Source organism: Pseudomonas sp. PB101, from assembly GCF_009764265.1.
Taxonomy (GTDB): domain Bacteria; phylum Pseudomonadota; class Gammaproteobacteria; order Pseudomonadales; family Pseudomonadaceae; genus Aquipseudomonas.
This window is the reverse complement of sequence record NZ_RWIR01000030.1, coordinates 1-26182: the sequence shown is the minus strand read 5'-3', so window position 1 is coordinate 26182 and position 26182 is coordinate 1. Positions and strand designations below refer to the sequence as shown.

20 protein-coding genes are annotated in these 26182 nt (G+C 61.2%); 11 read left to right on the top strand and 9 right to left on the bottom strand.

Translation table 11 applies throughout. The annotated features are described in order from the left end of the window. Positions 1-96 precede the first annotated feature (96 nt). Both acnD and prpF read left to right on the top strand, forming a co-directional pair. Positions 97-2691 (top strand): Fe/S-dependent 2-methylisocitrate dehydratase AcnD, encoded by a 2595-nt coding sequence (gene acnD, locus EI969_RS09835; RefSeq protein WP_160387420.1) that lies wholly within the window; start codon positions 97-99, stop codon positions 2689-2691. A gap of 66 nt (positions 2692-2757) precedes the next feature. Beyond that, positions 2758-3948, top strand: coding sequence for a 2-methylaconitate cis-trans isomerase PrpF (gene prpF / locus EI969_RS09830; RefSeq protein WP_160387418.1), 1191 nt, complete (start codon positions 2758-2760; stop codon positions 3946-3948). Positions 3949-4072: 124 nt separating this feature from the next. Here prpF and EI969_RS09825 read toward each other — a convergent pair whose 3' ends face one another. Further along, on the bottom strand, positions 4073-4891 hold the full coding sequence (locus EI969_RS09825; protein WP_160387416.1) for a pyruvate, water dikinase regulatory protein: 819 nt from the start codon (positions 4889-4891) through the stop codon (positions 4073-4075). 174 nt (positions 4892-5065) lie between these two features. Between EI969_RS09825 and ppsA the strand changes: the two genes are divergently transcribed. The 8 genes from ppsA to EI969_RS09785 all read left to right on the top strand — a co-directional run bounded on the left by ppsA (position 5066) and on the right by EI969_RS09785 (position 13236). Next, positions 5066-7441, top strand: a complete 2376-nt coding sequence (ppsA, locus tag EI969_RS09820; RefSeq protein WP_160387414.1) for a phosphoenolpyruvate synthase — start codon at positions 5066-5068, stop codon at positions 7439-7441. A 196-nt stretch (positions 7442-7637) separates the two neighbouring features. Beyond that, positions 7638-8627 carry an alpha/beta fold hydrolase gene (locus EI969_RS09815; RefSeq protein ID WP_160387412.1) on the top strand — a complete coding sequence of 330 codons (990 nt, stop codon included), beginning with the start codon at positions 7638-7640 and terminating at the stop codon, positions 8625-8627. A 140-nt stretch (positions 8628-8767) separates the two neighbouring features. After that, complete coding sequence (gene rraA / locus EI969_RS09810; RefSeq protein ID WP_371925914.1) at positions 8768-9256, top strand: ribonuclease E activity regulator RraA; 489 nt, start codon at positions 8768-8770, stop codon at positions 9254-9256. A gap of 26 nt (positions 9257-9282) precedes the next feature. Beyond that, entirely contained in the window at positions 9283-10278 is a 996-nt protein-coding gene (locus EI969_RS09805; RefSeq protein WP_160387408.1) for a zinc transporter ZntB, read from the top strand. Positions 10279-10340: 62 nt separating this feature from the next. After that, a complete protein-coding gene (locus tag EI969_RS09800; RefSeq protein ID WP_007971509.1) occupies positions 10341-10589 on the top strand; it encodes a hypothetical protein in 249 nt (82 codons plus the stop codon). A gap of 2 nt (positions 10590-10591) precedes the next feature. Next, positions 10592-11416, top strand: a complete 825-nt coding sequence (locus tag EI969_RS09795; RefSeq protein ID WP_007916401.1) for a mechanosensitive ion channel domain-containing protein — start codon at positions 10592-10594, stop codon at positions 11414-11416. A gap of 90 nt (positions 11417-11506) precedes the next feature. Further along, positions 11507-12097, top strand: a complete 591-nt coding sequence (sigX, locus tag EI969_RS09790; protein WP_015096065.1) for an RNA polymerase sigma factor SigX — start codon at positions 11507-11509, stop codon at positions 12095-12097. Positions 12098-12204: 107 nt separating this feature from the next. Continuing rightward, positions 12205-13236, top strand: a complete 1032-nt coding sequence (locus EI969_RS09785) for an OmpA family protein (protein ID WP_160387406.1) — start codon at positions 12205-12207, stop codon at positions 13234-13236. Positions 13237-13301: 65 nt separating this feature from the next. Here the strand turns inward: EI969_RS09785 and cobA are convergent, their stop codons facing one another. From cobA to EI969_RS09745, 8 genes are all read right to left on the bottom strand, one after another. Beyond that, entirely contained in the window at positions 13302-14066 is a 765-nt protein-coding gene (gene cobA, locus EI969_RS09780) for a uroporphyrinogen-III C-methyltransferase (RefSeq protein ID WP_160387404.1), read from the bottom strand. 10 nt (positions 14067-14076) lie between these two features. Continuing rightward, complete coding sequence (locus tag EI969_RS09775) at positions 14077-16794, bottom strand: nitrate reductase (protein ID WP_160387402.1); 2718 nt, start codon at positions 16792-16794, stop codon at positions 14077-14079. Beyond that, a complete protein-coding gene (nirD, locus tag EI969_RS09770) occupies positions 16794-17111 on the bottom strand; it encodes a nitrite reductase small subunit NirD (protein ID WP_160387400.1) in 318 nt (105 codons plus the stop codon). The genes EI969_RS09775 and nirD overlap by 1 nt, the downstream gene beginning before the upstream one ends. Continuing rightward, positions 17108-19561: a nitrite reductase large subunit NirB gene (nirB, locus tag EI969_RS09765; protein WP_150715730.1), complete on the bottom strand. Its 2454-nt coding sequence runs from the start codon at positions 19559-19561 to the stop codon at positions 17108-17110. Before nirB ends, nirD begins: the two co-directional genes overlap by 4 nt. 291 nt (positions 19562-19852) lie before the next feature. Beyond that, complete coding sequence (locus EI969_RS09760) at positions 19853-21520, bottom strand: bifunctional protein-serine/threonine kinase/phosphatase (protein WP_160387398.1); 1668 nt, start codon at positions 21518-21520, stop codon at positions 19853-19855. A gap of 7 nt (positions 21521-21527) precedes the next feature. After that, positions 21528-22739, bottom strand: coding sequence for a NarK/NasA family nitrate transporter (locus tag EI969_RS09755; protein ID WP_160387396.1), 1212 nt, complete (start codon positions 22737-22739; stop codon positions 21528-21530). Positions 22740-23075: 336 nt separating this feature from the next. Continuing rightward, positions 23076-23651, bottom strand: a complete 576-nt coding sequence (locus tag EI969_RS09750) for an ANTAR domain-containing response regulator (protein WP_160387394.1) — start codon at positions 23649-23651, stop codon at positions 23076-23078. Positions 23652-23666: 15 nt separating this feature from the next. Beyond that, complete coding sequence (locus tag EI969_RS09745) at positions 23667-24878, bottom strand: CmpA/NrtA family ABC transporter substrate-binding protein (protein ID WP_160387392.1); 1212 nt, start codon at positions 24876-24878, stop codon at positions 23667-23669. A 228-nt stretch (positions 24879-25106) separates the two neighbouring features. On the opposite strand from EI969_RS09745, the gene EI969_RS09740 reads away from it, so the two are divergent. After that, entirely contained in the window at positions 25107-26126 is a 1020-nt protein-coding gene (locus EI969_RS09740) for a quinone-dependent dihydroorotate dehydrogenase (RefSeq protein WP_160387390.1), read from the top strand. The last annotated feature ends 56 nt before the right edge of the window (positions 26127-26182 follow it).

Below are 26182 nucleotides of genomic sequence, written 5' to 3'. Positions count from 1 at the left end.
TCATCGCGGGCAAGCCCGCTCCCACAGTGGATGGTGTGAACTTCAAGTCTGGTGCCAGGCCCCGCCTTTTGTAACTACCGTGACCGAGTCCTGACGATGAACACTCAATTCCGTAAACCGCTGCCCGGCAGCCACCTGGATTACTTCGATGTCCGCGCAGCGGTCGAGGCGATCCAGCCTGGCGCCTACGACACTCTGCCGTACACCTCCCGCGTGCTGGCGGAAAACCTGGTGCGTCGCTGCGACCCGGCCACGCTCACCGAATCCCTCAAGCAATTCATCGAACGCAAGCGCGACCTCGACTTCCCGTGGTTCCCGGCCCGCGTGGTGTGCCACGACATTCTCGGCCAGACCGCGCTGGTCGACCTCGCCGGCCTGCGTGACGCCATCGCCCTGCAAGGCGGTGACCCTGCGCAAGTCAACCCGGTGGTGCCGACGCAACTGATCGTCGACCACTCCCTGGCCGTCGAGCGTGGTGGCTTCGATCCGCAGGCGTTCGAGAAGAACCGCGCCATCGAAGACCGTCGCAACGAAGACCGCTTCCACTTCATCAACTGGACCAAGAAGGCGTTCAAGAACGTCGACGTGATCCCGCCGGGCAACGGCATCATGCACCAGATCAACCTGGAGAAAATGTCTCCGGTGATCCAGGTGCGTGACGGCGTGGCGTTCCCCGACACCTGCGTCGGCACCGACAGCCACACCCCGCACGTCGATGCGTTGGGCGTGATCGCCATCGGTGTCGGCGGTCTTGAAGCCGAAAGCGTGATGCTCGGCCGCGCATCGTGGATGCGTCTGCCGGAAAGCGTCGGTGTCGAACTGACCGGCAAGCTGCAACCGGGCATCACCGCCACCGACATGGTGCTGGCGCTGACCGAGTTCCTGCGCAAGCAAAAAGTGGTTGGCGCATGGCTGGAATTCTTCGGCGAAGGCGCGTCAAAGCTGACCCTGGGCGACCGCGCGACCATCTCCAACATGGCTCCGGAATACGGCGCCACCGCGGCGATGTTCTACATCGACCAGCAGACCATCGACTACCTCAAGCTCACCGGCCGTGAAGACGAGCAGGTTCAGCTGGTCGAGAACTACGCCAAGATCACAGGCCTGTGGGCCGACAGCCTGAAAGGCGCGCAATACGAGCGCGGCCTGACCTTCGACCTGTCCTCGGTCGTGCGCAACATGGCTGGCCCGAGCAACCCGCACGCCCGTGTCGCGGTTTCCGATCTGGCGGCCAAAGGCATCTCCGGCCAATGGGACGATGTACCGGGCCAGATGCCGGACGGCGCTGTCATCATTGCCGCCATCACCAGCTGCACCAACACCAGCAACCCGCGCAACGTGATCGCCGCCGGCCTGCTGGCGCGCAACGCCAACAAGCTCGGCCTGACCCGCAAGCCTTGGGTCAAGTCGTCCCTGGCGCCGGGTTCGAAAACCGTCGCGCTGTACCTCGATGAGGCCGGCCTGACCGATGAGCTGGACAAGCTCGGCTTCGGCGTCGTGGCTTTCGCCTGCACCACCTGCAACGGCATGTCCGGCGCACTGGACCCGGTGATCCAGCAAGAGATCATCGACCGTGACCTGTACGCCACTGCCGTGTTGTCCGGTAACCGCAACTTCGACGGACGGATTCACCCGTACGCCAAGCAGGCGTTCCTCGCGTCGCCGCCATTGGTCGTCGCTTACGCCATCGCCGGCACCATCCGTTTCGACATCGAAAAGGATGTGCTGGGCGTGGTGGATGGCAAGGAAATCCGCCTGAAAGACATCTGGCCGAGCGACGAAGAAATCGACGCAGTGGTTAAAGCGTCGGTCAAGCCTGAGCAGTTCCGCCAGGTGTACATCCCGATGTTCGCCATCCACGAAGACACCGGCCCGAAAGTCGCGCCGCTGTACGAATGGCGCGAAATGAGCACCTACATCCGCCGTCCGCCGTACTGGGAAGGCGCGCTGGCCGGCGCTCGTCCGCTCAAGGGCATGCGCCCGCTGGCGGTACTGCCGGACAACATCACCACCGATCACCTGTCGCCGTCCAACGCGATCATGCTCGACAGCGCCGCCGGCGAATACCTGGCGAAAATGGGCCTGCCGGAAGAGGACTTCAACTCTTACGCGACTCACCGTGGTGACCACTTGACCGCGCAACGCGCGACGTTTGCCAACCCGAAACTGTTCAACGAAATGGTCCAGGAAAACGGCAAGGTCAAGCAGGGTTCGCTGGCTCGTGTCGAGCCGGAAGGCAAAGTGATGCGCATGTGGGAAGCCATCGAAACCTACATGGATCGCAAGCAGCCGCTGATCATCATTGCCGGCGCTGACTACGGCCAGGGTTCGTCCCGCGACTGGGCGGCCAAGGGCGTGCGCCTGGCGGGTGTGGAAGCGATCGCCGCCGAAGGTTTCGAGCGCATTCACCGCACCAACCTGGTGGGCATGGGCGTGTTGCCGCTGGAGTTCAAGCCGGGCACCAACCGCCACACCCTGGCCATCGACGGCAGCGAAACCTATGACGTGATCGGCGACCGCACCCCGCGTGCCGAGCTGACCCTGGTGATCCATCGCAAGAACGGCGAGCGCGTCGATGTGCCGGTGACCTGCCGCCTCGACACCGCCGAAGAAGTGTCGATCTACGAAGCCGGCGGCGTGTTGCAACGCTTCGCCCAGGACTTCCTCGAAGAATCGGCGGTCGCCGTTTAACACACGCAATACAGACACGGGACCTTGAGTCCCGTGTCTGCTTTCAAATCAGGAGTAACGAGCATTATGGCTCATGCACCGCAGATCAAGATTCCAGCCACCTACATGCGTGGCGGCACCAGCAAAGGCGTGTTTTTCAGCCTGAAGGATTTGCCCGAAGCGGCACAGGTCCCGGGTCCGGCCCGCGACGCTTTGCTGTTGCGCGTGATCGGCAGCCCCGACCCGTACGACAAGCAAATCGACGGCATGGGCGGCGCGACCTCCAGCACCAGCAAAACCGTGATCCTGTCGAAAAGCACCAAGGCCGATCACGATGTCGATTACCTGTTCGGCCAAGTGTCGATCGACAAGCCCTTCGTCGACTGGAGCGGCAACTGCGGCAACCTGTCGGCCGCGGTCGGCTCGTTCGCCGTCAGCAATGGCCTGGTCGATGCCAGCCGCATTCCGCACAACGGTGTGGCGGTGGTTCGCGTGTGGCAGGCCAACATCGGCAAGACCATCATCGCCCACGTGCCGATCACCAATGGTGAAGTACAGGAGACCGGCGATTTCGAACTCGACGGCGTGACCTTCCCGGCGGCCGAAGTGCAGATCGAGTTCCTCGATCCGGCGGCGGAAGAAGAGGGCGGCGGCGGGTCGATGTTCCCTACCGGCAATCTCGTGGATGACCTGGAAGTGCCCGGCGTCGGTACCTTCAAGGCGACCCTGATCAATGCCGGCATCCCGACGATTTTCGTCAACGCCGAAGACATCGGCTACAAGGGCACCGAGTTGCAGGGCGCGATCAACGGCGACCCGAAAGCCTTGCTGATGTTCGAGACCATTCGTGCCTACGGCGCACTGCGCATGGGCCTGATTGCCAACATCGACGAAGCGGCCAAGCGCCAACACACGCCGAAGGTGGCGTTCGTGGCCAAGCCTGCGGACTACGTTTCGTCCAGCGGCAAAGCCGTTGCGGCAGGCGATGTCGACCTGCTGGTGCGTGCGCTGTCCATGGGCAAGCTGCATCACGCAATGATGGGCACGGCGGCAGTCGCAATCGGCACGGCGGCGGCGATCACCGGCACTCTGGTGAACCTCGCAGCGGGTGGCATCGAACGCAACGCGGTGCGCTTCGGCCACCCGTCCGGCACCTTGCGCGTCGGCGCCGAGGCCAGTCAGGTCAACGGTGAATGGACGGTGAAAAAAGCCATCATGAGCCGCAGTGCGCGGGTATTGATGGAAGGGTTTGTGCGGGTGCCGGGGGATTCTTTCTAGGATCACCCAAAACCCTGTAGGAGCGGGCTTGCCCGCGATAGCGGTGTGTCAGGCGACATCAATGTTGAATGTGTCGCCGTCATCGCGAGCAAGCTCGCTCCCACAGTTGATCTTCGCTGGAGATTTACTTGAACCGCCGCTCCACACCTTTCTCCACGAGAATCTTCGCGGAAATTTCTTCCACGGAAAAATGCGTGGAGTTGATGTTCGGAATGTTTTCCCGGCGGAACAGGTTCTCGACCTCGCGCACTTCGAACTCGCACTGGGCGTAGCTCGAATAGCGGCTGTTGGGCTTGCGCTCGTTGCGGATCGCGGTGAGGCGGTCCGGGTCGATGGTCAGGCCGAACAGCTTGTGCTGGTGGGCGCGCAGGGCGGACGGCAGTTGCAGGCGTTCCATGTCGTCTTCGGTCAGCGGGTAGTTGGCCGCGCGGATGCCGAATTGCATCGCCATGTACAGGCACGTCGGTGTCTTACCGCATCGCGACACGCCCACTAGTATCAGGTCGGCCTTGTCGTAATAGTGCGTGCGGGCGCCGTCGTCGTTGTCGAGGGCGAAGTTAACGGCCTCGATACGCTCCATGTAATTGGTGTTGGCACCGATGGAGTGGGATTTGCCCACGGTATAGGAAGAATGCTCGGTCAGTTCCTGTTCGAGCGGTGCCAGGAACGTCGAGAAAATGTCGATCATGAAACCATTCGAGGTCGCGAGAATCTCACGAATGTCCTGATTGACGATGGTGTCGAAGATAATCGGACGGAAGCCGTCGATTTCGGCGGCCTTGTTGATTTGTTGTACCATGGCCCGCGCTTTGTCCACGTTGTCGATGTACGGCCGCGTGACTTTGCTGAAGGTAATGTTTTCGAACTGCGCCAGAAGGCTTTGACCCAGGGTTTCGGCGGTAATGCCGGTACCATCGGAGATAAAGAAAGCAGATCGTTTCATTTGCACCTTGGGCCTTAAGCTAGTAACGAATCTTGGATATGATAGGCGCGATTTGCCGGCCGCCAATGGCCCGCATTCTCACTTATTTTCCAGGTCCAGGCCATACAACTGGCAAACGCTCCTTCGAGCAGCCGGTTTCTGAGCTTTTCCAACACAGTTAGTGGAGAGATCACCTTGGTAGAGTACGTAGTTTCCCTCGACAAGCTCGGCAAAGACGACGTTGAGCACGTGGGGGGCAAGAACGCATCCCTGGGCGAGATGATCAGCAACCTGGCAGGTGCCGGTGTATCGGTGCCCGGTGGCTTCGCCACGACCGCTCAGGCGTATCGTGATTTCCTGGAACTGAGCGGCCTGAACGATCAGATCCATGCTGCCCTCGACGCCCTGGACGTCGACGATGTCAACGCCCTGGCCAAGACCGGTGCCCAGATCCGTCAATGGATCATGGAAGCCGAGTTCCCTGAAAAACTGAATGCCGAAATTCGTACCGCGTTCGCCGCACTGTCCGCCGGCAACCCTGACGTGGCCGTGGCCGTGCGTTCTTCCGCTACCGCTGAAGACTTGCCGGACGCTTCCTTCGCCGGTCAGCAGGAAACCTTCCTGAACATCCGTGGTGTCGAGAACGTCATTCGCGCCGCCAAAGAGGTGTTCGCCTCGCTGTTCAACGACCGTGCCATTTCCTATCGCGTGCACCAGGGCTTCGACCACAAACTGGTCGCCCTGTCCGCTGGCGTGCAGCGCATGGTCCGCTCCGAAACGGGCACCGCAGGCGTGATGTTCACCCTCGATACCGAATCGGGCTTCCGTGACGTCGTGTTTATCACCGGCGCCTACGGCCTGGGTGAAACCGTCGTACAAGGCGCGGTGAACCCGGATGAATTCTACGTCCACAAGGGCACCCTGGCTGCCGGTCGTCCGGCCATCCTGCGCCGCAACCTGGGCAGCAAGGCCATCAAGATGATCTACGGCGACGAGGCCAAGGCCGGTCGTTCGGTCAAGACCGTCGACGTCGACAAGGCTGAGCGCGCGCGTTTCTGCCTGACCGACGCTGAAGTCAGCGAGCTGGCCAAGCAGGCGATGATCATCGAGAAGCACTACCAGTGCCCGATGGACATCGAGTGGGCCAAGGACGGTGACGACGGCAAGCTGTACATCGTGCAGGCCCGTCCGGAAACCGTGAAGAGCCGCACCCAGGCCAACGTCATGGAACGTTACCTGTTGAAGGAAACCGGCACCGTGCTGGTGGAAGGCCGCGCCATCGGCCAGCGCATCGGCGCCGGCAAGGTCCGCATCATCAAGGACGTGTCCGAGATGGACAAGGTCCAGCCAGGCGACGTACTGGTGTCCGACATGACCGACCCGGACTGGGAGCCGGTCATGAAGCGCGCCAGCGCCATCGTCACCAACCGTGGCGGCCGTACCTGCCACGCGGCGATCATCGCCCGTGAGCTGGGGATTCCGGCGGTAGTGGGTTGCGGCAACGCCACCCAACTGTTGAAGGACGGCCAGGGCGTGACCGTTTCCTGCGCCGAAGGCGACACCGGTTTCATCTTCGAAGGCGAACTGGGCTTCGACATCAAGAAGAACTCCGTGGACGCCATGCCGGAGCTGCCGTTCAAGATCATGATGAACGTCGGCAACCCGGACCGCGCCTTCGACTTCGCACAGTTGCCGAACGCCGGTGTGGGCCTGGCCCGCCTGGAGTTCATCATCAACCGCATGATCGGCGTGCACCCCAAGGCACTGCTGAACTACGACGGCCTGCCGCTGGAAATCAAGGAAAGCGTCGACAAGCGCATCGCCGGCTACAACGATCCGGTCGGTTTCTACGTCGAGAAGCTGGTTGAAGGCATCAGCACCCTGGCCGCAGCGTTCTGGCCGAAAAAGGTCATCGTGCGTCTGTCGGACTTCAAGTCCAACGAATACGCCAACCTGATCGGCGGCAAGCTGTACGAGCCGGAAGAAGAGAACCCGATGCTGGGCTTCCGTGGTGCTTCGCGTTACATCAGCGAATCGTTCCGCGACTGCTTCGAACTCGAGTGCCGCGCCCTCAAGCGTGTGCGCAACGAGATGGGCCTGACCAACGTCGAAATCATGGTGCCGTTCGTTCGTACCCTGGGCGAAGCGAGCCAGGTGGTGGATCTGCTGGCTGAAAACGGTCTGGCCCGTGGCGAAAACGGCCTGCGCGTGATCATGATGTGCGAACTGCCGTCCAACGCCATCCTGGCTGAAGAATTCCTCGAATTCTTCGACGGTTTCTCCATCGGTTCCAACGACCTGACCCAGCTGACCCTGGGCCTGGACCGTGACTCCGGGATCATCGCGCACCTGTTCGACGAGCGTAATCCGGCGGTCAAGAAGTTGCTGGCCAACGCCATTGCCGCCTGCAACAAGGCCGGCAAATACATCGGCATCTGCGGTCAGGGCCCTTCGGACCACCCGGACCTGGCCAAGTGGCTGATGGAACAGGGCATCGAAAGCGTTTCGTTGAACCCCGATTCCGTACTGGAAACCTGGTTCTTCCTGGCTGAAGGTCAAGCTTCGGCTTGATCCTGTAAAAACGGACCGCTCTCTGTAGGAGCGAGCTCGCTCGCGATGGTCGCTAACGATAACGTGTTTTCCCTGGATAAACGCGTTGTTTGGGAGTCCATCGCGAGCAAGCTCGCTCCTACAGGGGGGGGCGGTCTTTTTGAGATTCAAGCAGGGCGGGCTCCTCCGGATGCCGCCCTTTTTTGTGCAAGAGATTATGCAAAGCAGCAGCAACCTATTTCCTGTCGCCCTGATCAGCGCCGAACGACGCGGCGATCTGAGCGAAGATGTGTATCGATTGAAACCCGGCAACAGCCCCGACTTCACCGTCGAGCTGGCTGTGACCCGTCTCGGCATGGCCGATGAGCCGACTTCCCGTGGCGTGCCGGTGATCCTGCTGCACGGCAGTTTTTCCAATCGCCGGTTCTGGTTCTCTCCCAAGGGCCTGGGGTTGGGCGCTTATCTGGCCCGCTTGGGGTTCGACGTGTGGATTGCGGAAATGCGCGGCCATGGCCTGTCCCAGCGTAACCATGATTACCGCAAGAACCGCGTCGCCGACTACGCTCGTTATGACCTGCCGGCCATTGGCGCGTTCGTGCGTGAGCAGAGCGGGCAGGTTCCGCACTGGATCGGTCACTCACTGGGCGGTATCACCCTGGCAGCGGCACTGGGGGGCGAGTACATCGGTGAACCGGTCGTGGCTTCCGCGGCGTTTTTTGGTGCCCAGGTCAGTCGCACCTACTGGCCGTTGAAGATCCCGCCGGTGGCGTGGGGCGGTCGCTTCATTCTCAAGCGTTTTGCCCAATTGTCCGGAACAAGGCTCAAGCGCGGCCCGGAGGACGAGCCCATCGGCCTGGCTCTGGAAAGCATGCGCTGGTACGGTCTGTTCGGGCGCTTTGGCGATGCCGACAAGGACTGGTGGGCGGGTTTGGCCGACGTCAAGGTGCCGGTGCTCGCCGTGAGCGCTGCGGGTGACCATCAGGATCCTGCGTGGGCATGTCGCAAACTGTTCGAGCAGTTCGGTTCCGAGCACAAGCAATTTATCAATCTGGGTCGTGATCAGGGTTTCACCGACAATTTCGGCCACGTTGAAATGCTCGTCAGCAAACCCGCGCAGACCGAAGTCTGGCCGTTGGTGACCCGCTGGCTGGCGGATCAGCAGACACCGTTATTGGAAGGGCAAGGCGATTTGGCCGCGGCGGTTTGAGCCTGATGCTCTAACAAGGGCATTTCGCTCTGATCGGCTTGCGGCTAAGATATGACGCATTGAGCTGTTCCGGTCACTTTGCGTGACCGAGTCATCACTGATGTTCGTGCTGTCTTCCTCTTTACAGGAGTTTCTCGATGATCCATTACCTCACGCCTGACCTGTGCGATGCCTATCCGGAACTGGTGCAGGTGCTGGAACCGATGTTCAGCAATTTCGGCGGCCGAGATTCCTTCGGTGGCGAAATCGTGACCATCAAGTGCTTCGAAGACAACTCGCTGGTCAAGGAGCAGGTCGAGCTCAAGGGCGATGGCAAGGTCCTGGTGGTCGATGGCGGCGGTTCCCTGCGCCGCGCGCTGCTGGGTGACATGCTCGCCGAGAAAGCGGCCAAGAATGGCTGGGAAGGCCTGGTGATCTACGGTTGCATCCGTGACGTCGACGTCATCGCGCAAACCGACCTGGGGGTTCAGGCGCTGGCCTGCCACCCGATGAAAACCGACAAGCGCGGTATCGGCGATCTCAATGTTGCCGTGACCTTCGCCGGCGTGACCTTCCACCCGGGCCATTACATCTATGCGGACAACAACGGCGTGATCATCTCGCCCAGCCCGCTGAAAATGCCTGAATAAAGCGCGGGTCGACTAAAGGAGTGCGGATGTTCGAGGAAGAAAACGCGCAATGGGGGCTGGTCCATGCCCTGGTGCTGGACGGTAAAGGCGGCGCGCGTTCGATTGCCCGGACTGAACTCGACGACTTGCAGCTGCAGGCCCATGAAAGCCTGTGGCTGCACTGGGATCGCAGTCATCCGCAAACCCAGACCTGGTTGCGCAAATCCAGCGGTCTGAGCGAATTCAGCTGCGACCTGTTGCTCGAAGAAAATACCCGTCCGCGCCTTCTACAGCTTTCCGACAGCGAACTGCTGCTATTTTTGCGCGGGGTCAATCTGAACCCCGGCGCCGAGCCGGAAGACATGGTGTCGGTGCGGATCTTCGGCTCTGCCAAGCGTGTCATTTCCCTGCGTTTGCGTCCGTTGCGCGCCACTGAAGAGTTGCTGGTGCAACTGGGCGATGGCAAAGGGCCGAAAACCGCCTCCGAACTCATCCTTTGCATGGCGCAGTACCTCACCAACAAGGTGCAGGATCTGGTCAGCGACCTCTCGGAAGTGGTCGACGTGGAGGAAGAAAAACTCGATGCCGACGAACGGTATACTCCTGAGCACGGATCGGTTTTGCAGATCCGTCGCCGGGCCGCTGCGTTGAAGCGTTTTCTCGCTCCACAGCGGGACATTTTCGGTCAACTGACGCGGATCAAATTGCCTTGGTTCGTCGAGGACGATGGCGATTACTGGAACGAATTGAACAACAGCCTGACCCGTTATCTGGAAGAGCTCGAGTTGACCCGGGAGCGCGTGGGGCTTGTGCTGGAGGCGGAAGACCGGCGACTGAGCCTGCGCATGAGTCGCACGATGTATCGCTTCGGTGTCATCACCGGGATCTTTTTGCCAATGAGTTTTCTGACCGGGCTTTTGGGGATCAACGTCGGTGGCATTCCATTCTCTGCGAGCCCGTACGGTTTCCTGATCGCTTGCCTTTTGGTGGTCTCGGTGGCGTTGGGGCAGTGGTGGTTGTACCGACGTTTGCGCTGGGTCTGAGGGGAACCATGTGACCCGAGCAAAACTGACCGCGTCTTCCACAGACATCACGAGAGGTGCGTATGCACGATCCGTTTGAACAGTCTTTGCGCGACATGCTCAATGCCTCACCGTCCACCCGGGACGACGATGCGTGTCTTGGGCGTGTACTGAAAACCGCCAACCGCCAGGTCGGCGCCGGTGATTTGTTCAGCCTCCTGGGCCGCTGGTTGCCCGCACTGATGATTGCCCTCAACAACGGATCGGCCCATGTCTCGCCGGTATCCCGTCTTCGTAAACCTGCTGCCCGCACTGCTGATAAGGCTGATTGAATATGGAACTTGATCTCTGGACACAGAGCCTCGTCACTGCAATGACTGCGTTGTGGACCAAGGTTGCGAACTTCATTCCGAACCTGTTCGGCGCACTGGTTGTGCTGCTGTTGGGTTTTGTCGTGGCCAAGCTGCTGGACACCCTGCTGTCCAAATTGCTCGCCAAGCTGGGCCTTGACCGCTTGATGGGCGGCACCGGCCTGACCAAACTGATGTCCCGCGCCGGGTTGCAGGTACCTATCTCGACCCTGATCGGCAAAATCGTCTATTGGTTCGTTCTGCTTATTTTTCTTGTTTCTGCCGCAGAATCCCTTGGACTTGAGCGAGTTTCAGCTACGCTGGACATGCTGGCGTTGTATTTGCCGAAGGTATTCGGCGCGGCGCTGGTGTTGCTGGTAGGTGTTTTGCTGGCGCAACTGGCCAACGGGCTGGTGCGCGGAGCGGCAGAAGGCGTGGGGCTGGACTATGCTTCAGGGCTTGGACGAATTGCCCAGGGCCTGGTGATCATCATCAGCATTTCGGTGGCGATCAGCCAGTTGGAGGTCAAGACTGACCTGCTCAACCATGTGATCGTGATTGTGTTGATAACCGTTGGTCTGGCGGTAGCGCTGGCCATGGGGTTGGGAAGCCGGGAAATTGCCGGCCAGATTCTTGCGGGAATCTACGTGCGTGAGCTGTACCAGGTTGGGCAACAAGTGCGTGTTGGCGAGGTCGAAGGCCAGATCGAAGAGATCGGCACGGTTAAAACCACATTGCTGACCGATGAGGGTGAGCTAGTCTCTCTTTCCAATCGGATCCTCCTTGAGCAGCATGTGAGTAGCCGCTAACCCGGCAAACCCTGCTAATGTATGCCGCCGCAAAATGCCAGCTGACGCTGGCTGCGGAGGATATTGACCTGACTGTCGGCCCGACTTGTTTTGAATAAAGCTCAATCGCTATCCATGCGCTACGACCCCCGCGAGCTCTCTGATGAGGAGTTGGTCGCGCGCTCGCATACCGAGCTGTTTCACGTAACACGCGCCTACGAAGAACTGATGCGGCGTTACCAGCGAACATTATTTAACGTGTGCGCACGATATCTCGGGAACGATCGCGACGCAGACGATGTCTGTCAGGAGGTCATGTTGAAGGTGCTGTATGGCCTGAAGAACTTCGAGGGCAAATCGAAGTTCAAGACATGGCTATATAGCATCACGTACAACGAGTGCATCACACAGTATCGAAAGGAACGGCGAAAGCGTCGCTTGATGGATGCTTTGAGTCTTGACCCCCTTGAGGAAGCGTCCGAAGAAAAGACGCCGAAACCTGAGGAAAAAGGCGGACTTGATCGCTGGTTGGTGTATGTGAACCCGATTGATCGTGAAATTCTGGTGCTACGATTTGTCGCAGAACTGGAGTTTCAGGAAATTGCAGACATAATGCATATGGGTTTGAGCGCAACAAAAATGCGGTACAAACGCGCTCTAGATAAATTGCGTGAGAAATTTGCAGGCATTGCTGAAACTTAGTTCAGCGCAAATATCTCTTACGTGTAGGCAAGTTCTGATAGACTTGCCGCCGAGTTGTCCCCCGGTTTGCGGGACTGCTTCACAATCACCAGATGGGGATTTAACGGATGAAACTGAAAAACACCTTGGGCTTGGCCATTGGTTCTCTTATTGCCGCCACTTCCATCGGCGCTCTGGCACAGGGCCAAGGCGCAGTTGAAATCGAAGGCTACGCAAAGAAGCAATATTTCGATAGCGACCGTAACTTCAAGAACGACGGCATCCTGCCGGGCGGTTCGATCGGTTACTTCCTGACAGACGACGTTGAACTGCGTCTGGCCTACGACGAAGTGCACAACGCCGTAGCAAACGACGGCAAGAACGTTAAGGGCGCGAACACCGCTCTGGACGCTCTGTACCACTTCAACAACCCAGGCGACATGCTGCGTCCTTACGTCTCGGGCGGTTTCTCCGACCAGAGCATCGACCAGAACGGCTCGAACGGTCGTAACCGTTCCACCTTCGCCAACGTTGGCGGCGGTGCCAAGCTGTACTTCACCGACAACTTCTACGCTCGTGCTGGCGTTGAAGCTCAGTACAACATCGACCAGGGCAACACCGAGTGGGCTCCTAGCGTCGGTATCGGTGTGAACTTCGGTGGCGGCAGCAAGCCAGCCGCTGCTCCAGTTCCAGCTCCGGAAGTTTGCTCCGACAGCGACAACGATGGCGTTTGCGACAACGTTGACAAGTGCCCAGACACCCCAGCCAACGTAACTGTTGACGCTGATGGCTGCCCGGCAGTTGCTGAAGTTGTTCGTGTTGAGCTGGACGTGAAGTTCGACTTCGACAAGTCGGTAGTCAAGCCTAACAGCTACGGCGACATCAAGAACCTGGCTGACTTCATGAAGCAGTACCCATCCACCACCACTACTGTTGAAGGTCACACTGACTCCGTCGGTCCTGACGCTTACAACCAGAAACTGTCCGAGCGTCGTGCAAACGCCGTTAAGCAAGTTCTGACCAACCAGTACGGTGTTGAATCGTCCCGCGTTCAGTCTGTTGGCTACGGCGAATCCCGCCCAGTTGCTGACAACAAAACTGACGCTGGCCGTGCAGTTAACCGTCGCGTAGAAGCGCAGGTTGAAGCTCAAGCTAAGTAATTAGCTCGCAGCTTTGAGAAAAGCCCGGCTCAGGCCGGGCTTTTCTTTGTCTGCGATTTGCTGAATCAGGCGAAAGCGGACACGTCCGATCGCTGCACCGCAGGCTCCCACAGGGATTGAGTCGCGCAGGCTGCCACTGCACCGATCACCAGGATGGCAGGGCTTTTCAGCTGGAATCTGCAGGCCGCGTCATCCATCGCCGTGAGTGTGCTCCGGCATTCGCGCTGATGGGGCAGCGACGCGTTTTCAATCATAGCCACGGGCGTGTCCATTGCCATGCCGCCAGCCAGTAGCTGTTCACGGATTTCCCCGAGCTTGGCCACTCCCATGTAAATCACCAGGGTCGTTCCGCCTTGAGCCAGCGCCTGCCAGTTCAATTGGCTGTCGTCCTGGGTGTGAGCGGTGACCAGCGTTACGCCACGGGCCACACCGCGCAAGGTCAACGGGATATCGCACTGTGTTGCCCCTGCCAGTCCGGCGGTGATGCCATTGACCAACTCGACTTCGATCCCGCGCTCACGCAACCACTGCGCCTCTTCGCCGCCTCGGCCGAAAATGCATGGATCGCCACCCTTGAGCCGCGCCACGCATTTGCCCTGCCGGGCATAACGCAGCATCAGGCGATGGATGAACGCTTGCGGGGTGGAGCGGCAGCCGCCGCGCTTGCCCACCGGGATGATTCGCGCCCGTGGACAGTGCTCAAGTATCGCGACATTGACCAGGTCATCGATCAGCACCACATCAGCCTCGCGCATGGCACGTACCGCCTTGAGCGTGAGCAACTCCGGATCCCCCGGGCCTGCACCTACCAGCCAGACTTTTGCACTCATAGTGTTTTCCTCACGAGATGACGGTAATGGGCTGCGCCCTGGCAGCCAGCAGGCGTTTTATTTCCGGAACGCAGGACCCGCATTGCGTGCCGCAACCCAGTTCCTGCTTCAGTTCCTGCAAGTCCAGGCCGCGGTCGATGCCGGCGCAGATCGCCTTCTGGCCGACGTTCTTGCAATTGCACAGGATCTTGTTGGCGTTGACAGGCGCGTCGAGGTTGCCCGGTGGTGCGCTCAGCGGCGCAAGCAACCAGCGCCGCAGTTGCTCGTCTGCGCGACCTTCGAGCCACAGCCCCTGCAACCAGTGTTGGGCAAGGGTTTCGCCGGCCAGGCGGATCGCGGTGATGCGGCCGTTTTCGATGCGCACCCGCTTGCCAATCGCGCGTCGCGGGTCGTCGTAAGCCAGCACCGGGCCGTCATTGAATGCCAGGCTTTGATCGATTTCGCTGAGCCACTCTGCCGAAGGCGCGGAAGGATTAGCCGCCCGCACAAGCAGGGCAGGGCGTTCACGCCCAATCAGGCTGAGGCTGACGTAGGAAAACGCCTCGCAGAGCGGTCGTAGCGTCTCAAAATGCCGTTGAACATCGCCCTCGATCAGGGCGAACAGTTTCCATGGCAAATCCACCGGCTCCAGGCGAACACCGCTGTGTTTGAGTTCGGGCTGTTTGGACAATGGATCGAAGGCGGACAAGGTGAGGCTGTTGACCCCGCCCTTGAGGAAACGGTCGCCCCAATGCATGGGCAAAAAGGCCTGGCCCGGACGCACGCTGTCATCGCTGGTGACTGTGACGATGACTGCGCCGCGTCGGCTTTTCAGGCTGACCAGATCCCCGGGCTGCAAGCGATGACGGCGCAATTCGTCCGGGTGCAGGCTCACCTGCGCTTCGCTGACATGACCGAACAATTGCGCGGCGGTGCCGGTGCGGCTCATGCCGTGCCATTGATCGCGCAGGCGGCCGGTGATCAGGGTCAGCGGGAAGCGCGCATCGCGTTGTTCCTTGGCGGCGCGATACGGATCGGCCACGAACTGCGCGCGCCCGTTGGCCGTGGCAAATACCCCGTCGACGTACAGCCGCACCGTGCCTTCAACGGCGCCCGCAGGGAAGGGCCACTGCTGCGGGCCAAGACGATCGATCAGCGCATGGCTGATACCGGACAGATCGAGGTCGCGACCTTGAGTCAGCTGTTTGTATTCATCAAAGACCTGAGCCGGATTATCAAATTCAAACAGGCTGGCTTGGCCGGGGCGCAGGTATTTCTCCAGGCGTTGTGCGAAATCTACGGTAATTGCCCAGTCCGGCCGTGCCTCACCCGGTGCGACGACTGCCTGGCGTACGTGGGAAATGCGCCGCTCGGAGTTGGTCACGCAGCCTTCCTTTTCTCCCCAGCTGGCCGCGGGCAGCAGGAGGTCGGCAAACTTCGCGGTTTCAGTGGTGCGAAAGGCTTCCTGCAACACCACGAACGGACAGTCCTGCAAGGCAGCGCGCACGACTGTCTGGTCCGGCATGGATTGCGCGGGATTGGTACAGGCGATCCACAGCGCCTTGATCTTGCCGCTGCGCACTTGCTCGAACAGCTCGATCGCCGAGAGCCCGGGATTTTCCGGCAGTTGCTCGACGCCCCAGTAGGACGCCACCTCTGCACGGTGTTGCGCATTGGCGGCGTCACGATGGCCGGGCAGCAGATTGGACAAACTGCCGGTTTCCCGCCCGCCCATGGCGTTTGGCTGACCGGTCAGCGAGAAAGGTCCGGCGCCGGGGCGACCAATCTGCCCGGTGGCCAGGTGAAGGTTGATCAGTGCACTGTTTTTAGCGCTGCCGGCGGTGGACTGATTGAGCCCCATGCACCACAGCGACAGAAAGCTGGGGGATGTGCCGACCCACTCGGCACATTGCTGCAATTGCCCGACGCTGATTCCGCAGAGCTGCGAGACCATTTGCGGCGTGTAGTCCCGCACCAGGCTTTTCAGCTCGGCCAGGCCTTCGGTGTGGGCCTTGATGAAGTCGCGATCGATCCAGTCTTCCCACAGCAGCAGATGCAAAATCCCATGGAACAGGGCGACATCGGTGCCAGGCAAGATCGCCAGGTGCAGGTCGGCCAGATCGCAGGTGTCGGTACGGCGTGGGTCAATGACGATGACCTTCATCTGCGGCCGGCGCGACCGGGCTTCTTCCAGCCGGCGAAACAGCACCGGGTGGGCGTAGGCCATGTTGCTGCCGACGATCATCACGCAATCGCTCGACTCCAGGTCTTCGTAACTGCAGGGCGGGGCGTCGGCACCCAGGCTGCGCTTGTAGCCGACCACTGCCGAGGACATGCACAGCCGCGAATTGCTGTCGATGTTGTTGGTACCCACCAGGGCGCGTGCCAGCTTGTTGAAGGCGTAGTAGTCCTCAGTCAACAGTTGCCCGGAAATGTAGAACGCCACGCTGTCGGGGCCGTGTTCGGCGATGGTCGCGGCAAAGACGCTGGCAGCATGATCGAGGGCGGTATCCCAGTCGGTGCGGCCCCGGGCCAGGTCTTTGCCGAGGCGCAATTCGGGGTACAGCGCCCGCGCCGTCAGGTCACCGGTCAGGTGCAGGGTCGAACCCTTGCTGCACAGCTTGCCGAAATTGGCCGGGTGCGCCGGATCGCCGCTGACGCCGAGGATGCGTGAACCGTCATGCTCGATCAGCACGCCGCAGCCGACCCCGCAGTAACAGCAAGTGGACGCGGTGATCTGGCGGTCCATCAGCCTGCATCCCGCAGGGCGAGCAGGACCCGGCCATTTTCCACCCGGGTCTGATGGTGGTGGGCACAGCCAATGTCCGGGGCCTGGGCTTCGCCGCTTGCCAGATCGATTTGCCAGTTATGCAGCGGGCAGGCCACCCGTTTGCCGTAGATCAGGCCTTGGGACAGCGGTCCGCCCTTGTGCGGGCAACGGTCGTCGAGGGCGAAGACTTCGTCGTCGCTGGTACGAAAAATCGCGATGTCACCCTTGGGCCCGGTGATGATCCGCGAGCCCAGGGCATTGATCTCTTCCAGTGCGCAGATATCCAGCCAGTTCATGCCAGCACCTCCAGGTTTTTCACGGGGATGACGTCGAATTCTTTTTTCAGCTGTGGCTGTTCCAGGCGTTCCTTCCACGGGTCCTGTTCGAACGACAGGGAGAATTGCAGGCGATCGTTAAGCGCTTTGCGACGCTCCGGGTCCTCAAGCACGGCTTTCTTGATGTGGTCCATGCCGACCCGTTGCAGGTAGTGCACGGTGCGCTCGAGGTAAAAGGCTTCTTCGCGGTACAGCTGCAGGAATGCACCGTTGTATTCGCGCACTTCTTCGGCGGTTTTCAGTTTGACGAAAAATTCCGCGACCTCGGTCTTGATCCCGCCGTTGCCACCGATGTACATCTCCCAGCCGGAGTCCACGCCGATGATTCCCACATCCTTGATGCCCGCTTCCGAGCAGTTGCGCGGGCAACCGGAGACAGCCAGTTTCACCTTGTGCGGTGACCACATGTTGAACAGGTCATGCTCCAGCTCGATGCCCAGCTGTGTGGAATTTTGCGTGCCGAAGCGGCAGAACTCGCTGCCGACGCAGGTTTTCACCGTGCGGATGGATTTGCCGTAGGCGTGGCCGGACGGCATGTCCAGGTCCTTCCATACCCCCGGCAGGTCTTGCTTGCGGATGCCCAGCAAGTCGATGCGCTGGCCACCGGTGACCTTGACCATCGGCACGTTGTACTTGTCGGCGACGTCGGCAATGCGCCGCAGTTCCGAAGGATTGGTCACGCCGCCCCACATCCGCGGGACTACCGAGTAGGTGCCGTCTTTCTGAATGTTGGCGTGGGCGCGTTCGTTGATCAGGCGCGATTGCGGATCGTCCTTGGCTTCCCCCGGCCACGTGGAAATCAGGTAGTAGTTGAGCGCCGGCCGGCAGGTGGCGCAGCCGTTGGGGGTGCGCCAGTTCAGGTAGCTCATGGTGCCGGCGATGGTCAGCAGGTGCTGCTCGCGGATGGCCTGGCGGATTTGCCCGTGGTTGAGGTCGCTGCAGCCGCAGATGGCCTTTTCGCTTTTCGGTTTGACGTCGGCGGCGCCGCCCACGGTGTTGATCAGGATCTGTTCGACGAGCCCGGCGCATGAACCGCAGGAGCTGGCGGCCTTGGTGTGTTTCTTGACGTCGTCGACGCTGAACAGGCCGTGTTCCTGGATCGCCTTGACGATGGTGCCTTTGCACACGCCGTTGCAGCCGCAGACTTCGGCCGTGTCGGCCATGCTCATGGCTTTGTCCTGGCCCTGATGTCCTACGTCGCCCAAGGCGTTTTCACCAAACATCAAGTGATCGCGGATCTCACTGATGGCGTGGTTTTCACGGATCTGCCGGAAATACCAGCCACCATCTGCCGTATCGCCGTACAGGCAGGCGCCGACCAGCACGTCATCCTTGATCACCAGTTTTTTGTAGACCCCGCCGATCGGGTCGGAGAGGGTGATGGTTTCCGTGCCTTCACCGCCCATGAAATCGCCGGCGGAGAACAGATCGATGCCGGTGACTTTCAGCTTGGTCGAGGTCACCGAGCCCTGATAGCGGGCGAAGCCCAGTTGTGCGAGGTGATTGGCGCAGACCTTGGCCTGTTCGAACAGCGGCGCCACCAGGCCATAGGCGATGCCCCGGTGGCTGGCGCATTCACCGATGGCATAGATCCGCGGGTCGTAGGTTTGCAGGGTGTCGTTGACCAGGATTCCGCGGTTGCACGGAATGCCGGATTTTTCCGCCAGTTCGGTATTGGGGCGAATGCCGGCGGCCATCACCACCAGGTCAGCGGGAATGATGTCGCCGTTCTTGAATTGCACCGAACCGACCCGGCCGTTGCCTGCGTCGTGCAAGGCCTGGGTCTGCTCGCACAGGCGAAAGTGCAGGCCGCGAGCCTCCAGGGCGGTTTGCAGCAGCTGGCCGCTGGTCTTGTCCAGTTGGCGCTCCAGCAACCATTCGCCGATGTGCACTACGGTGACGTGCATGCCCCGCAGCATCAGGCCGTTGGCGGCCTCCAGACCGAGCAGGCCGCCACCGATCACCACGGCGTGGCGGTGGGTTTTCGCGGTGTCGATCATGGCCTGGGTGTCGGCGATGTCGCGGTAGCCGATCACGCCTTCAAGGGTGTTGCCCGGAATGGGCAGGATGAAGGGCGTAGAGCCTGTGGCGATCAGCAGGCGATCGTATTCGGCTTCGCTGCCGTCTTCGGCAATGACCCGGCGCTTGACCCGGTCGATTTCCACGACTTTGCGGTTGAGCAGCAGTTTGATGTTGTTGTCCAGGTACCAGTCCAGATCGTTGAGCACGATCTCTTCGAAGGTCTGTTCACCCGCCAGCACCGGCGACAACAGGATGCGGTTGTAGTTGGTGTGCGGTTCGGCACCGAAGACCGTGATGTCGTACAGCTCCGAGCTCAGTTTGAGCAGCTCTTCCAGGGTCCGGACCCCAGCCATGCCGTTGCCGATCATCACCAGTTTTAGTTTTTTCATCAGGTTCTCCGGGGAGCTCAGGCCTGCCTCATCAGGGTTCAGGCCATGCTCGAGAAATTTTGCGCAAACAAAAAAAGGCGTCCCGCTAGTTGCCTAGCGAGGACGCCTTTGTCCTGGTCCCGTTCTCTCGGGAAGTGCAGCCTTCGTCGTTGAAGCCTGCGCTTTATGTCTGTTGAAAGAGGTAATGCAGTGGTTATGCCAACTTGCGCGAGGGCCCGTGTTTAATGGCTTTCTTTGCGTCGGCAAGGGCAGAACCCAGAGCAAATGCACCGATTCAAAGCGCGTTGCCCGCTAATGGAGCGCCACCACCAGCAACGCCAGGTTGGCCAGCAGCGATATCAGCGCCAATGTCCGCCAGACTTTCAGCGGCTCGCGCTCCAGCAACGGTTTGGGGCGCACGTTCAAGCTGCGCCGTTCACCCTGTTCGATCAGCAGCAGCCATTCTTCCGCCGTTTCGAAACGCTGCTCGGGGGCTGCCGCCACGGCACGCTCCAGGTGATGGGCGATCCAGTCCGGCAGGTCGGGCCGGTAGCGGCTGGCGCTGACCGGGAGGCCAAATCGGGGGCGCTGGAACGCTTCGATTTCGCCATAGGGATAGTGCCCGGTGAGCAGGAAGTACAAGGTCACTCCGACGGCGTAAAGGTCCTGCCGTGGCGTCGGCACATCGCCCCGAAAGGCTTCTGGGGCGATGTAACTGGGTGTCCCTGGCAGGGCCCAGGGCAGATCCTGCGAAAGACCGGGGCAGTAGGCGAGGCCGAAATCCAGCAGGCGCAATTCACCGTCGTCCCCCAGCAACAGGTTTTCCGGTTTGATGTCGCGATGCAGAATCTGCCGTCGATGCAACAGGCCGACCGCTCGCAGCAAGCGTTCGGCGATGTCTTGCCACTGGGGCAGCGGCAGCGGTCCACTCTGTTCATGTCGCCGGGCCAGGGTAGTGCCCGAGTATTCACGCATCACGTAGTACAAATGCTGACGCTGACTGGCGGCATGCACTTCAGGAAAATGTCGGCCGGCCACGCGTTTGAGGAACCATTCTTCCGACAGCAAGGCTTGCCCGGCCTGGGGGTCGTCGTGCAGGCGCCCCGGCAGGGTTTTCAACAGCCAGGCGCGTTGCTGATGGTCGCGAACACGGTAAAGCAGCGATTGCTGGCTCTGGGCGACGATCCCTTCGACCTGCCAGCCTTCGAACGCCTGCCCCGGTTTCAGGGCAGGCGGCAGTGGCCATTGCTGCAAGTGCATCAACGCATCGCCAATGCTCGCCTCACCGAGGGCGTCAACCCGTACCAGCAAGGCACTGGCGTTGTCCTGACTGCCCGCCAGGTGCGCGGCATTGACCAGGGTTTGCGCGGCGCTGTGCAAGTCCGGTTGATCGCGCAGGATCGCGGCAATCGCGGTATCGCCCAGCACCGCCCAGACGCCGTCGCTGAGCAGGACGAAGCTTTCATCGAGGCGTAGCTCGCCGTCGAGAAAGTCCAGCACCAGGTGTTGATCGAGCCCCAGCGCCCGTTTCAGCACATGCTGCATGCCCGGCTGATCCCAGACGTGATCTTCGCTGATTCGCTGCAATCGATCGGCGTGCCAGCGGTACACCCGGCAATCGCCGACATGCGCCAGGGTAAACCGCCGGCCGCGCAGGACCAGCGCACTGAGGGTGGTCAGCAGCGGTTGTCCGCCGCCATTGGCCTGCAACCAGCGATTTTGCGCCAGCAACAGGCGATCGAGCGCCTGCGCCGCGCTCCAGGTTTCCGGCGTGGCGTAGTAGTCCAGCGCCAGCGCCTGCAGCGTCGAACGGGCCGCCAGGCCGCCATCGGCGCACTGGCTGACACCGTCGGCGATGGCGAACAGATAACCTTTGCTCGCCGCCAGCACCGGGGCCGGTGTGACCAGGCGCAGGGCGTCCTGGTTTTCCTCGCGGGGACCGATGGCGCTGGCTTCGGCGAAACTCAGTTGCAGGCTCATCGAGACGTCAGACCCGCGCAGCCGTTACGGCGGCCGAACCCCAGGTGGTTCTCCAGCGCCGTTTCACGCCGTGCAGACCAAACCAGGCAAGAACGCCGAGGCTGGCGAACAACCACAGCGCCAGCTGATAGCTGCCGGTGCTTTGCTTGATCGCACCCATGCCGGCCGCGAGGGCAAACCCACCGATGCCGCCGGCCATGCCGATCAAACCGGTCATCACGCCGATTTCCCGGCGAAAACGCTGCGGCACCAACTGGAATACCGCGCCATTGCCTGCACCGAGACCGAGCATGGTGCAGACGAAAAGTGCGAGGGCGGCGTAGGAATTTGGCAGGTTGAAACCGACCGCGGTAATGCAGATCGCCGCGACCGTGTACATCGCCAGCAAGGTGCGAATCCCGCCGAACCGGTCAGCCAGCGCACCGCCCAGGGGGCGCATCAGGCTGCCGCCAAACACGCAGGCGGCGGTGTAGTAGCCGGCAGTCACCGGGCTCAGGCCGTACTGGTCGTTGAAATAACCGGGCAGGGCGCTGGCCAGGCCGATGAAACCGCCGAAGGTGACGCTGTAGAAAAACATGAACCACCAGCTGTCACGATCGCCAAGGGCCTTGAAATAGTCGGCCATGGATTTGGCTTTGGGCCGCTCAGGGGCGTTTTTGGCCAGCCAGGCGAAGACGATCAAGGTCAGGATCAACGGAATCAGGGCGAAGCCGAACACGTTGCTCCAGCCAAACGCCGCCGCCAGCACCGGGGCGATCAGGGCGGCGAGCACCGTTCCCGAATTCCCCGCGCCGGCGATGCCCATGGCCTTGCCTTGATGCTGCGGCGGATACCACTGCGAGGCCAGGGGCAGGGCGACGGCAAAGGAAGCGCCGGCCATGCCGAGGAACAGCCCCAGCAGCAAGGCTTGCTCGTAGCTGTGGATGCCGAGTTTCCAGGCGCCGAACAGCGCGCAAATGACGATGACCTGGCCGATCAGGCCGGCCGTTTTTGGTGACAGGCGATCAGCCAGCATCCCCATGGCGAAACGCAAGACCGCCCCGGCCAGAATGGGCGTGGCCACTACCATCCCGCGTTGCTGCGTCGTCAGGTGCAGGTCGGCGGCGATCTGTACCGCCAAGGGTCCGAGCAGATACCAGACCATGAAGCTCAGGTCGAAATAGAGGAACGCTGCGAACAAAGTGGGGGTATGGCCGGATTTCCAGAAGCTTGAATTCATCGCGCACCTCAGCTGTGAAGAGTCTCGGAAGGAGTCATGAGCTTGCAGGTGGGGCGCCGCTACGGCCGCACCACCGGCCCCGTGCTGTGGGGCCAAAACGAAAAAACGCCGCCACCCGATTCGCCAAGGGCAAATGAGATGAGCGACGTCTTTGTCGTAGGTGGGGCAACCGCCGTTGGTTACCTGTAGTGATTACTTAGCGAGATCTGTGCCAACAACCGAGACCGAGTCGTGGCCCATCGCGGGCAAGCCCGCTCCCACAAAGATTGTTGGTGTTCGCAAAACCTGTGGGAGCGGGCTTGCCCGCGATGGGGCCCTGACAGGCGATGCGATGTGTCAGCCGAGCAACTCGCTCATGGCAATGATCTGCTCCGCCACCTGAATCAGCTTCTGCTGTCGGCTCATCGCCTGGCGGCGCATCAGGGTGTAGGCCTCTTCCTCGTTGCAGTCCTTCATTTTCATCAGCAGCCCCTTGGCCAGCTCGATGCGCTTGCGCTCGGCCAGTTGCTGGTCGCGGGCGTGCAGTTGGGCACGCAAGGCCTGGTCGCTTTCGAAGCGCGCCATGGCCACATCGAGAATCGGCTGCAGGCGCTGTGCGTGAATGCCTTCGACGATGTAGGCACTGACCCCGGACTTGATCGCCTGGCGCATTACAACGGGGTCGTGTTCGTCGGTGAACATCACGATCGGTCGTGGTTGGTCGCGAGTCACCAGAACCACTTGTTCCATGACATCGCGACCCGGTGACTCGGTATCGATCAGGATCACGTCCGGACGCACCGTTTCGACGCGTTCGGGCAGGTCGATGGTCAGGCCGGACTCGTCGATCACCTCGAATCCGGCCTCGGTCAGGGCGGCCTTCAGGCGTCCGACTTTTTTCGCGGTGTCGTTGATCAGCAGGATACGCAGCATGTTCGTGGTCTCCTGTCAGCGGCTGGCGGATCGATGGGCGCTGTCGCTCATCGCGTGCAGTTTGAAACCGCGGGCATAACCGGCCGGGTCCGAACCGTCCCAGATCTTGCCGTCGATCAACTGGCTGCTGCGCATTTCCCCGGCGGGTGACATGACGCCGACGGCACTGGCGGCCTGACGGTAGAGGTCCAGTTGCTGGACCTGCCGGGCCACCGCGAGATAGTCCGGGTCCTCGCGCAGCAGGCCCCAGCGGCGGAACTGGGTCATGAACCACATGCCGTCGGACAGGTACGGCAGGTTGACCTCGCCATTGCCGTGCAAGCGCAGGGCGTGCGGGTCTTGCCAGCGATGGCCAAGGCCGTCGGCGTACTCGCCCAGCAGGCGTGGTTCGATGCAGTCCAGCGGCGCGTCCAGATACTGCGTGGCACTGAGCAATTGTGCGGTACTGCGGCGATTCTCGGTGCTTGCCTCGATGAAGCGGCTGGCCTCCAGGACCGCCATCACCAGTGCCCGGGCGGTATTGGGGTATTGCTCGACGAACGCGCGGGTGCAGCCGAGGACCTTTTCCGGGTGGTCTGGCCAGATGTTCTGGGTGGTGGCCAGGGTAAAGCCGAGATCCTGCTGCACGGCGCTGGCGGACCAGGGTTCGCCGACGCAAAAGCCGTCGATTCGTCCGGCCCGCAGGTGCGCGACCATTTGCGGCGGCGGCACCACCACGCTGTCGACATCCAGTAGAGGGTGAATGCCCTGGCTGGCCAGCCAGTAATACAGCCACATGGCGTGGGTGCCCGTAGGAAAAGTCTGAGCGAAGGTGAGTTTTGGGCGAGTTTGGTGCACGTGCCGATCCAATGCTTCAGGACTGGTCACACCCTGCGTCTGCAAGCCGCGGGACAGATTGATGCTCTGACCGTTCTGATTCAGGCCCATCAACACCGCCATGTCGGTCGCGGCCACGCCACCGATGCCCAGGTGAACGGCGTAGATCAGGCCATAGAGGCTATGGGCGGCATCGAGTTCGCCGCTGACCAGCTTGTCCCGCAGGTTGGCCCAGGACGCCTGGCGCTTGAGGTTCAGCGTCAGGCCATAGGGTTGGGCGAAGCCTTGGGTGGCGGCGACCACGACCGAGGCGCAGTCGCTCAAGGCCATGAAACCGAGGTTGATTTCGGTTTTTTCCGGGGCATCGCTGCCATTGACCCAGGCCAGAGGGCCGGCTGACGGTTCGTTCATCGTGCGTTCACCTTGCAAAAAAAACGTCGTCCCGGGGCCAAGCACGAGCAGGCCCGGGACGACGCCATTGTCTTTGCACACATTCCGTCATTGGCATGGGTGCTGGTGCCTGGAGTGGTGCAAGGCATATGCCATCAACTGTTGTTTTGATCGCATGCCTCGCTTGCCACCCCGTTGCCCGGCTATAATCGCCGGCTCAATTCGCCGCCAATCGAGTCAAATCCGCCCATGTACACCCTGGCCCGTCAGCTGTTGTTCAAACTCTCCCCGGAAACCTCCCACGATCTGTCCCTGGACCTGATCGGCGCAGGTGGACGTCTTGGGCTCAACGGCTTGCTGTGCAAGGCCCCGGCGAAGGTGCCGGTGAATGTCATGGGCCTGGACTTCCCGAACCCGGTGGGTCTGGCCGCCGGCCTGGACAAGAACGGCGCGGCCATCGATGGTTTTGCCCAACTGGGTTTCGGTTTTGTCGAAATCGGCACCATCACCCCGCGTCCGCAGCCGGGCAACCCGAAGCCACGCCTGTTCCGCTTGCCGGAAGCCGAGGCGATCATCAATCGCATGGGCTTCAACAACCTCGGCGTCGATCACCTGCTGGCCCGCGTGGCGGCGGCCAAGTACAAGGGCGTGCTGGGCATCAACATCGGCAAGAACTTCGATACGCCGGTCGAGCGTGCCGTGGATGACTACCTGATCTGCCTGGACAAGGTTTACGCCCACGCCAGCTACGTGACGGTCAACGTCAGTTCGCCGAACACGCCGGGCCTGCGTAGCCTGCAATTCGGCGACTCGCTCAAGCAGTTGCTGGCCGACCTGGCCGAGCGCCGTGCGGAACTGGCCTTGCGTCATGGCAAGCATGTGCCGCTGGCGATCAAGATCGCGCCGGACATGACTGACGAAGAAACTGCACAAGTCGCCCAAGCGCTGATCGAAACCGGAATGGATGCCGTCATCGCCACCAACACCACCCTGAGCCGCATCGGCGTCGAAGGCATGGAGCATGGTGACGAGGCGGGTGGCTTGTCCGGTGCACCGGTTCGCGACAAGAGCACCCACACCGTGAAAGTGCTGGCAGCGGAGCTGGGTGGACGCCTGCCGATCATCGCTGCCGGCGGCATCACCGAAGGCAAGCACGCGGCGGAGAAAATCACCGCGGGCGCGAGCCTGGTGCAGATCTACTCGGGCTTCATCTACAAAGGCCCGGCGCTGATTCGTGAGTCTGTGGACGCCATCGCGGCCCTGCGTTAAACCTTGTAGGAGTCCGGCTTGCCGGCGATGGCGTCATTGAGATCGCCATCGCCGGC

Coding starts and splice junctions, on each gene's coding strand:
- EI969_RS09740 (WP_160387390.1), top strand. CDS start 25,107: ATGTACACCCTGGCCCGTCAGCTGTTGTTCAAACTCTCCCCGGAAACC.
- EI969_RS09805 (WP_160387408.1), top strand. CDS start 9,283: ATGTTCGAGGAAGAAAACGCGCAATGGGGGCTGGTCCATGCCCTGGTG.
- nirD (WP_160387400.1), bottom strand. CDS start 17,111: ATGAACTGGCTGGATATCTGCGCACTGGAAGAGATCAATGCCCTGGGC.
- EI969_RS09800 (WP_007971509.1), top strand. CDS start 10,341: ATGCACGATCCGTTTGAACAGTCTTTGCGCGACATGCTCAATGCCTCA.
- EI969_RS09745 (WP_160387392.1), bottom strand. CDS start 24,878: ATGAACGAACCGTCAGCCGGCCCTCTGGCCTGGGTCAATGGCAGCGAT.
- EI969_RS09755 (WP_160387396.1), bottom strand. CDS start 22,739: ATGAATTCAAGCTTCTGGAAATCCGGCCATACCCCCACTTTGTTCGCA.
- nirB (WP_150715730.1), bottom strand. CDS start 19,561: ATGAAAAAACTAAAACTGGTGATGATCGGCAACGGCATGGCTGGGGTC.
- EI969_RS09795 (WP_007916401.1), top strand. CDS start 10,592: ATGGAACTTGATCTCTGGACACAGAGCCTCGTCACTGCAATGACTGCG.
- cobA (WP_160387404.1), bottom strand. CDS start 14,066: ATGAGTGCAAAAGTCTGGCTGGTAGGTGCAGGCCCGGGGGATCCGGAG.
- EI969_RS09760 (WP_160387398.1), bottom strand. CDS start 21,520: ATGAGCCTGCAACTGAGTTTCGCCGAAGCCAGCGCCATCGGTCCCCGC.
- EI969_RS09775 (WP_160387402.1), bottom strand. CDS start 16,794: ATGGACCGCCAGATCACCGCGTCCACTTGCTGTTACTGCGGGGTCGGC.
- EI969_RS09785 (WP_160387406.1), top strand. CDS start 12,205: ATGAAACTGAAAAACACCTTGGGCTTGGCCATTGGTTCTCTTATTGCC.
- EI969_RS09750 (WP_160387394.1), bottom strand. CDS start 23,651: ATGCTGCGTATCCTGCTGATCAACGACACCGCGAAAAAAGTCGGACGC.
- EI969_RS09815 (WP_160387412.1), top strand. CDS start 7,638: ATGCAAAGCAGCAGCAACCTATTTCCTGTCGCCCTGATCAGCGCCGAA.
- EI969_RS09825 (WP_160387416.1), bottom strand. CDS start 4,891: ATGAAACGATCTGCTTTCTTTATCTCCGATGGTACCGGCATTACCGCC.
- acnD (WP_160387420.1), top strand. CDS start 97: ATGAACACTCAATTCCGTAAACCGCTGCCCGGCAGCCACCTGGATTAC.
- prpF (WP_160387418.1), top strand. CDS start 2,758: ATGGCTCATGCACCGCAGATCAAGATTCCAGCCACCTACATGCGTGGC.